The organism is Kitasatospora sp. NPDC029367 (assembly GCF_055569135.1).
Genome location: NZ_JBVHYH010000112.1, coordinates 1 through 7,743, shown reverse-complemented (window position 1 = coordinate 7,743; position 7,743 = coordinate 1). Strand labels below are relative to the sequence as shown.

Annotated in this window: 6 protein-coding genes; 3 read left to right on the top strand and 3 right to left on the bottom strand. The window is 74.8% G+C overall.

Annotation, left to right across the window (positions count from 1 at the left end; all coding sequences use genetic code 11):
* Both ACZ4W5_RS36090 and ACZ4W5_RS36085 read right to left on the bottom strand, forming a co-directional pair.
* Positions 1-1,408: MFS transporter (locus ACZ4W5_RS36090; protein WP_465659353.1), on the bottom strand; the 1,408-nt coding region annotated here is incomplete at its 3' end.
* A gap of 46 nt (positions 1,409-1,454) precedes the next feature.
* A complete protein-coding gene (locus ACZ4W5_RS36085) occupies positions 1,455-2,105 on the bottom strand; it encodes a hypothetical protein (RefSeq protein ID WP_465659352.1) in 651 nt (216 codons plus the stop codon).
* Positions 2,106-2,152: 47 nt separating this feature from the next.
* On the opposite strand from ACZ4W5_RS36085, the gene npdG reads away from it, so the two are divergent.
* Together npdG and ACZ4W5_RS36075 are read left to right on the top strand one after the other, a co-directional pair.
* The gene (npdG, locus tag ACZ4W5_RS36080; RefSeq protein WP_360228112.1) at positions 2,153-2,845 is read left to right on the top strand and encodes an NADPH-dependent F420 reductase; all 693 of its coding nucleotides are present in this window, start codon (positions 2,153-2,155) and stop codon (positions 2,843-2,845) included.
* 120 nt (positions 2,846-2,965) lie between these two features.
* Positions 2,966-3,154, top strand: a complete 189-nt coding sequence (locus tag ACZ4W5_RS36075) for a hypothetical protein (protein WP_360228110.1) — start codon at positions 2,966-2,968, stop codon at positions 3,152-3,154.
* Positions 3,155-3,179: 25 nt separating this feature from the next.
* On the opposite strand, the gene ACZ4W5_RS36070 is transcribed toward ACZ4W5_RS36075, so the two are convergent.
* Complete coding sequence (locus tag ACZ4W5_RS36070) at positions 3,180-3,995, bottom strand: site-2 protease family protein (RefSeq protein ID WP_360228108.1); 816 nt, start codon at positions 3,993-3,995, stop codon at positions 3,180-3,182.
* A gap of 210 nt (positions 3,996-4,205) precedes the next feature.
* Between ACZ4W5_RS36070 and ACZ4W5_RS36065 the strand changes: the two genes are divergently transcribed.
* The gene (locus ACZ4W5_RS36065) at positions 4,206-7,628 is read left to right on the top strand and encodes an AfsR/SARP family transcriptional regulator (RefSeq protein ID WP_360228105.1); all 3,423 of its coding nucleotides are present in this window, start codon (positions 4,206-4,208) and stop codon (positions 7,626-7,628) included.
* Positions 7,629-7,743 lie beyond the last annotated feature (115 nt).

Here is a 7,743-nt window from a genome sequence, read left to right as displayed (position 1 = left end):
TACACCACCCCCCCCCCCCCCCCCCCCCCCCCCCCCCCCAACCCCCCCCCCCCCCCCCCCCCCCCCCCCCCCCCCCCCCCCCCCCCGGGGCGGGGGTCTCGCGGGCGTTGCGTTCGTGTTCGGCGCGGACGGCGGCGGTGTGCGGGTCGGTGCGGTCGTCGTAGGCGAGCAGGCGGGGGAGGGCGGCGGCGAGGGCGAGGACGGCGGCGACGCAGGCCAGGCCCCCGGTCCAGACGGCGGCGCGGACGCCGATCAGGCCGGCCATGGTGCCGGCCCGGACCTGGCCGAGCTGGGGCCCGACGGAGTAGCTGAGCAGCTCGACGCCGGCCATCCGGCCGCGCACCTCGTCCGGGATGGACTGGTTCCACATGGTGGAGCGGGCGATCCCGCTGATCTCGTCCGCGCCACCGGCCAGGGCCAGCCCGAGCAGCACCACCCAGACGCTGCCGGACAGTCCGGCCAGCGCCATGGCCGCGCCCCAGCCGACCGCGGCGGCCACCAGCAGCCGTCCGTGCCGGTGGACCCGGGACGTCCAGCCGCTGGTCGCGCCGACCAGCAGGCCGCCGACGGCGGCGGCGGCGTACATCGGGCCGAGCGCCCAGTCCGCGCCCAAGTCCGAGGCCAGGAACGGGAAGACGGCCACCGGGAAGGCGAACAGCATGGCGCACAGGTCGATCGCGTAGGTGCCGAGCAGGTCCTTGCGGCTCCACGCGTACCGCACTCCGGTGAGCACCGCCCGGATCGACGGGCGCTCGGCGCCGGTGGCCGGCGGCACCGCCCTGATCCGGACGAGCAGCAGCAGCGAGACCGCGAAGGTCAGCACGTCCAGCGCGTACGCGGTCTGCACCCCGGACACCGCCACCACGACCCCGGCCAGCGCCGGACCGGCCACCGAAGCGACGTTGTGGTACAGGGACTTGAGGGCGAAGGCGGCCGACAGGTGCTGGTGCGCGACGACCCTCGGCAGCAGCGAGTCCAGCGCCGGGCGCTGGAGCCCGTCACAGGCCGCGACCAGGGCGGCGACCAGGTAGATCGGCCAGAGCACCGGGTGCGGCAGCAGGGCGTTGAGCAGCAGCAGCCCGGCGAGCAGCCCGAGCCCGGCCTCGGAGCGCAGCACCAGCCGGCGGCGGTCCAGGGCGTCGGCGAGGGCGCCGCCCCAGAGGCCGAAGACGATCAGCGGAACGAGTTCTACGGCGCCGATCAGGCCCACCGCGAAGGAGGAGTCGGTGAGTTCCTTGATCTGCATCGGGACGGCGACGTACGTCAGGAAGCTGCCGAAGCTGGTGATGCAGCCGCTCGTCCACAGGTAGCGGAAGTCCCGCGAGGCGCGCCAGGGGGACAGGTCGGGCGCCAGCGAGCGCAACAGGGCGCGCGCCCGACCGGTGGGCGGTGGTTCGTCGGCGTTCACGAACGACCATCCTGGGACGGCCGGTTCCCGGACCGCAACGGATTTGTCACCAGCGGGTGAACGCGGGCGGTGAGGTGAGCCGGCCGGCGAGGTCGGCCAGCCGGTCCAGGGCGGAGCGGCGGCGGCCCGGCTGCCCGGCGGCGGCACTGACCAGGTGCTGCGCCAGGTCGAAGGGCTCCTCGGCGGCGGTGCCGACGGCGAGCCGCTCGTGCGCGAGACCCGCGAGGTCCGCGAGGTCGGCGAGACCAGCGGGGTCGGCGAGACCGGTGAGGCCGGCAGGGGTGGTGGGGTCGGCGCCGTCCAGGGCCAGGACGGTCGCGCCGTGCCGGCGGGCGTCCTGCACCCGCTCCAGCAGCGGGGCACCGGCCGCGCCGGGGGCCACCACCAGCACGGTGGCGCCGCGCCCGGCCTCGGTGAGCCGCCGCAGGCCGTGCGCCAGGTGGGCCGGGGCGGCGGCGGGCGGTGCGTGCCGCAGCAGGGTGGGCGCCAGCCGGGGGACGGCCGACCAGGCGGCCTCGTCCTCCAGGTGGGCGGCCAGGTGCCAGGGCTCGTACGCCTCGGTGCCGACCAGCAGCAGCTCACCGGCCCCGCGCCGTTCCACCGAGCGCCGCAGCGCGCCGGCGAAACCGCCGACCGCCTCCAACCAGCCGGTGCCCGTGAGTCGTTCACGAAGTGCCGAAACTCTCACTGCGTCCATGCGGGCCAGGATGTCGCGCCGGGCCGGCGATTTGGGAAGATCGGCCCATGACTTCCCTCGATTCAGCGACAAACCCGGCCCACGAGCTGCCGGACGTCTCGCAGTTGGTGGTCGGTGTCCTCGGTGGCACCGGCGACCAGGGGCGCGGCCTGGCCCTGCGGCTGGCCAAGGCCGGCCAGCAGGTGATCATCGGTTCCCGCGACGCGGCCCGGGCCGAGGCCTCGGCCGCCGAACTGGGCGTCGGCGTGCGCGGTGCCGACAACGCCACCGTCGCCCGGGAGAGCGACGTGGTGATCATCGCGGTCCCGTGGGACGGCCACGCCGCCACCCTGACCGCGCTGCGCGAGGAACTCGCCGGAAAGATCGTCGTCGACTGCGTCAACCCGCTCGGCTTCGACAAGCAGGGCGCCTACGCGCTCAAGCCGGAGGAGGGCAGCGCCGCCCAGCAGGCCGCCGCCCTGCTGCCGGACTCCCGGGTCACCGCCGCCTTCCACCACCTCTCGGCGGTGCTGCTCCAGGACGAGTCGGTGGAGCGGATCGACACCGACGTCATGGTGCTCGGCGACGAGCGGGCCGCCACCGACGTGGTGCAGGCCCTGGCGGGCCGGATCCCCGGCATGCGCGGCATCTTCGCGGGCCGGCTGCGCAACGCCCACCAGGTGGAGGCGCTGGTGGCCAACCTGATCTCGGTCAACCGCCGCTACAAGGCCCACGCGGGCCTGCGGATCACCGACGTGTAGAACGTGTAGAACGCGCCGGTCGCGTCGGCCTCACCCCTGGACCCGGTCCGGAGGTGAGGTCGGCGACAATGGGTACGGCCGACCCCGGCCGTCCGCACCCGGTCCTAGGAGCTCCGCGCCATGCCTCGCACGTCCCTCTTCGCCCTGCTCGTCGTCGTCCTCGCGCTGGCGGCCGCCGTGGTCTCGATGGTCGAGGGCTTCTGGATCGGACTGATCTGGCTCCCGCTGGCCGGTGTGGCCAGCAACGTGCTCTGGCTGAACCGGCGCAAGGCGAAGATCGCCGAGGCGGCGGCCGCCGAGCAGGGCTAGTTCTTCCGGAAGCCGCCGAGCAGGGTCAGTTCTTCCAGAAGCTGAACAGGTACCGGCCGAGCGTCGCGTAGTCCTGGTCCACGCCGAAGAGGTTCATCAGGCCGTGGACGATCCCGAAGAAGAACGAGTTCACCTCGGGCTGCCACAGCAGCGCGAACACCGCGAGCAACCCGTACGGCGCGAACGGCTCGACCGCGCGCCGGGTCTTGTACGAGAGCCACGGCTCGACGATCCCGTAGCCGTCCAGGCCGGGAACCGGCAGCAGGTTCAGCACCGCCGCGCTGAGCTGGAGGAAGCCCAGGAAGCCCAGGGCGCCGGAGAACGGCGAGTAGGGCAGTTCGTAGCCGTTCCAGACCGCGTGCACCGTCGGGTCGTCCAGCCAGCCCGCGCCGATCGGGATCAGCAGCACTGCCGCGATCACCAGGTTCACCAGCGGCCCGGCCGCCGAGATCAGGCTGTGCTTGAGCCGGCCCTGGATCCGGCTGCGCTCGATCCAGACCGAGCCGCCGGGCAGGCCGATGCCGCCGAGGATCATGAAGACGATCGGCAGCACGAAGCTGAGCAGCACGTTGGCGTACTTCAGCGGGTTGAGCGTGAGGTAGCCCTTGGCGCCGACGGTGATGTCGCCGCCGTGCAGGGCGGTGCGCGCGTGGGCGTACTCGTGCAGGCAGAGCGAGACCATCCAGCCCGAGATCACGAACAGGAACACCCCGAACGAGGCGTTGCCGTAGCCGGAGTACACCGCCCAGGCGGAGGTGCCCAGGGTGGCGAGGAGCACCCAGAACACCGGGCTGATCCGGCGGTCCTCGCTGCGGGAGCGCGGCGTGGCGGCGAAGGTCATCTGTGGGTGCTCCGTGAACAGGGGAAGGGGGACTACCGGCTGGGACCGATCATGCCGGGCGGGCGGTGGCCGGACAAGCCGCCCAGGGTGAACGTCCGAGGGGAGGCGCCTGGTTCCGGCACGCCCCGGGGCCCGGGGTCGGGGGCCGGGGTCGGGGAGGCCGGGCACAATTGTGCGGCCGCGCTGCCGTCCATCGACCAGAATGGTGCGGTGCACTACGGCATCCTCGGTACCACCACGGCCCACCACGACGACGGCACGCCGGTCCCCCTCGGTGGGGCCAGGCTGCGGGCGCTGCTCACCGCGCTGGCCCTGCGGCAGGGCCGGCCGGTCCCGGCCGACCTGCTGGTGGACGAGGTGTGGGACGCCGAACCACCGCAGGACTCCTCCGCGGCCCTGCAGACCCTGGTCGGCCGGCTGCGCCGCACCATCGGCCGGGAGCGGGTCGGCTCCGGGCCGGCCGGGTACTGGCTGGCCGACCCGGCCACCGACCTCGCCGACTTCCAGCGGCTGAGCACCGAGGGCCGGCGCGCCCTCGACGCCGGTGACAGCGCGCTGGCCGCCGAGCGGCTGCGCGCCGCCCTGGCGCTGTGGCGCGGTCCAGCCCTGGCCGACCTGCCGGACCGCGCCGCCGCGGCCGCCCGGCTGGAGGCCCAGCGGGACGAGGCCCGCCGGCACCGGATAACCGCGGACCTCGGCCTCGGCCGGGCCTCCGAGCTGGTCGCCGAACTGGCCGAGCTGTGCGAACGGCAGCCGCTGGACGAGCCCCTGCAACTGCTGATGCTGCGGGCGCTGCACGGGAGCGGCCGCACCGCCGAGGCGCTGCGCCACTACGAGCGCACCCGGCGCGCCCTGGCGGACGAGCTGGGCGTCGACCCCGGCCGTCAACTCCAGGACTGCTACGCCGAGTTGCTCCGCTCGGCCGAGCCGGCCCCGACTGCGCCCCCACCCGCACCCCCGGCTGCGCCCCCACCCGCACCCCCGGCGCGACCGCAGGAACCGCAGGGCCCGTCGGGCGGACAGCCGCAACCCCCCGCCCCGGCGCCCCAACTCCCGCGCGCCGCCGGCAACCTGCGCGGCCGGCTGACCAGCTTCGTCGGCCGCGAGGGCGATCTCACCGCCCTGCGCGCCCTGGTGACGACGCATCGGCTGGTCACCCTGACCGGCCCGGGCGGCTCCGGCAAGACCCGGCTGTCGGTCGAGGCCGGTCGCGCCGAGCAGTCCGCCGGGCACTGGCCGGACGGCGTCTGGCTGGCCGAACTCGCCCCGCTGGAGAGCCCGGAGGCCGTCCCGGCCGCCGTGGTCTCGGCGCTCGGCCTGCGCGAGATCGTGCTGCACAGCGCCGGCATGGTCGCCGAGGTGATCGAGAAGCGCGCCGAGGATCCCATGCGCCGACTGGTCGAGCACTGCGGGCCCCGCCGGATGCTGCTCGTGCTGGACAACTGCGAGCACCTGATCCAGGCCGCCGCCGACCTGGTCGACACCCTGCTCGCCGAGTGCCCCGGGCTGACCGTGCTCGCCACCAGCCGGGAGCCGCTCGGCGTGCCCGGCGAGACGGCCCTGCCGGTCGAGCCGCTGCCGGACCCAGTGGCGCTGCGGCTGCTCACCGAGCGGGCCGCCGCCGCCCGCCCCGGCTTCGACCCGCAGAGCGACCCGGAGGCCTGCGCCGAGATCTGCCGCCGCCTGGACGGCCTGCCGCTGGCCATCGAACTCGCCGCCGCCCGGCTGCGGGTGATGACCGCCCGGCAGATCGCCGACCGCCTGGACGGCCGCTTCGCCCTGCTCACCGCCGGCAGCCGCACCCTGCTGCCGCGCCAGCAGACCCTGCGCGCGGTGGTCGACTGGAGCTGGGACCTGCTGGGCAAACGGGAACGGGCGGTGCTGCGCCGCCTCTCGGTGTTCGCGGGCGGCTGGCAGCTGGAGGACGCCGAGGCGGTCTGCGCGGACGGCACCGAGGTGGTCGGCCCGGAGGTCGCCGACCTGCTGCTCTCCCTGGTCGACAAGTCCCTGCTGGTGGCGGACCTGGCCGACGACGGCGTCCAGCCGCGCTACCGGATGCTGGAGACCATCCACGAGTACGCGACCGAGCGGCTCGCCGAGTCCGCCGCCGAGCGCGACGCCACCGGCGCCCGCCACCTGGCGCACTTCCGCGCGCTGGTCGCCACCGCCGACCTGAACGTCCACGGCCCGCAGCAGCTGCACTGGCTGAACGTGCTGGAGCGCGAGCAGGACAACATCCGGGCCGCGCTGCGCCGGGCGATCGACCTCGCGGACGAGGAGCAGGCGCTGGCCCTCGGCGTCGGCATGGGCTGGTACTGGTCGCTGCGCGGCTACAGCATGGAGGCCCGCGGCTGGTACACCGCGATCGCCGCGCTCGGCCCGGACCCGTTCGCCCCGGACGCCCCGCCGCCGGTGCCGCTGGAGCGCAACGTGCTCGAGTACGGCGTCCCGATGCCCCCGGGGGTGGTCGAGGAGGCCCGCCGACTGGCCGCGATGTTCCGGCTGATCGGGATGTTCGAGGGGAACCTCGACGTGCTCGGCGACAAGGACGCGGTCAGGATCGCGGAGCAACTGCTGGACAGCTACACCCCGGAGCTGCCGCAGGGCTACCGCTTCCCGGCGCTGATGCGGGTGTTCGGTGCCTTCCTGGCCGGCCGCCTGGAGCTGATGAAGCAGCTGATGGACGACGCGGTCCGCGGCTGCGAGCTGCACGGCGACACGAGCGACCTGGCGTTCGCCCTGCAGGTCCGGGCCAGGATGCTGAACGACTGGCCGGAGGGCGAGGAACAGAGCATCCAGGACGGCCTGCGCTCCCTGGAGCTGTTCGAGCAGGCGGGCGACCTCTGGGGGGTGTCCCAGGCGCTGTCGGCCCGCGGTGAGTCGCTGGCGAACCGGGGTGACGCCGTCGGCGCGGCCGCCGCGTACGAGCGGGCGATCGCGCTGGCCGAGGAGCTGGGCGCGCCGCACGAGGTGCCGATGCTGCAGGTGAACCTCGGCAGCGCCGTGCTGGAGCACGACCTGGAGCGCGGCGAGCGGCTGATCCGGGAGGCGTTGGCCGCCATCGAGGGCACGGGCCTCAACCAGTCCACCACCGGCGCCCTGCTCTTCGGCCACCTGACGCTCTGCGCCCTGCACGCCCATCGCGGCGAGTTCGAGGAGGCCGAGGCGGCGCTGTCGCACCTCGACGGGATCACGACGGGCGGGTTCGTTCCCGGCGTCGTCGGCGGGCTGCTGCGGTGCTCGCGGGGCTGGCTCACGGCCCGGGCCGGCGATCCGGAGGAGGGGTACGCCCAGCTGCGTGAGGGCCGTCGGCTGCTGCTCTCGGTGACGGCCGCGAGCGGTTTCGCCGAACAGATGACGATCATGGTGGTGCCGGCCGTGGTCGGGGTGCTGGCGGCCTTCGCGGAGCGGGACGGCGACCTGGAGCGGGCCCGGCAGGCAGCGGTGCTGATCGGTGCGCACAAGCAGCTGAACGGCCCGAAGGGCGGCTTCCTGGACCGGGTGGAGCGCGAGCGGACGGCGCTCGCGCTGCGGGGGCTGCTGGGCGAGGCCGAGTTCGAGGCGGCGCACGCCTCCGGCAGCGGGATGACGCAGCAGCAGACCCAGGCGCTGCTGGAGGAGCTGATCGACTGAGCGGTCGGGGGGGGGGGGGGGGCCCCACCCCCCCCCCCCCCCACCCACCCCACGCACCGGGGTGGGGTCGGTCGGACCGGCAAAACGAAACCAGACCCACAGGGAGCGAGGGGAG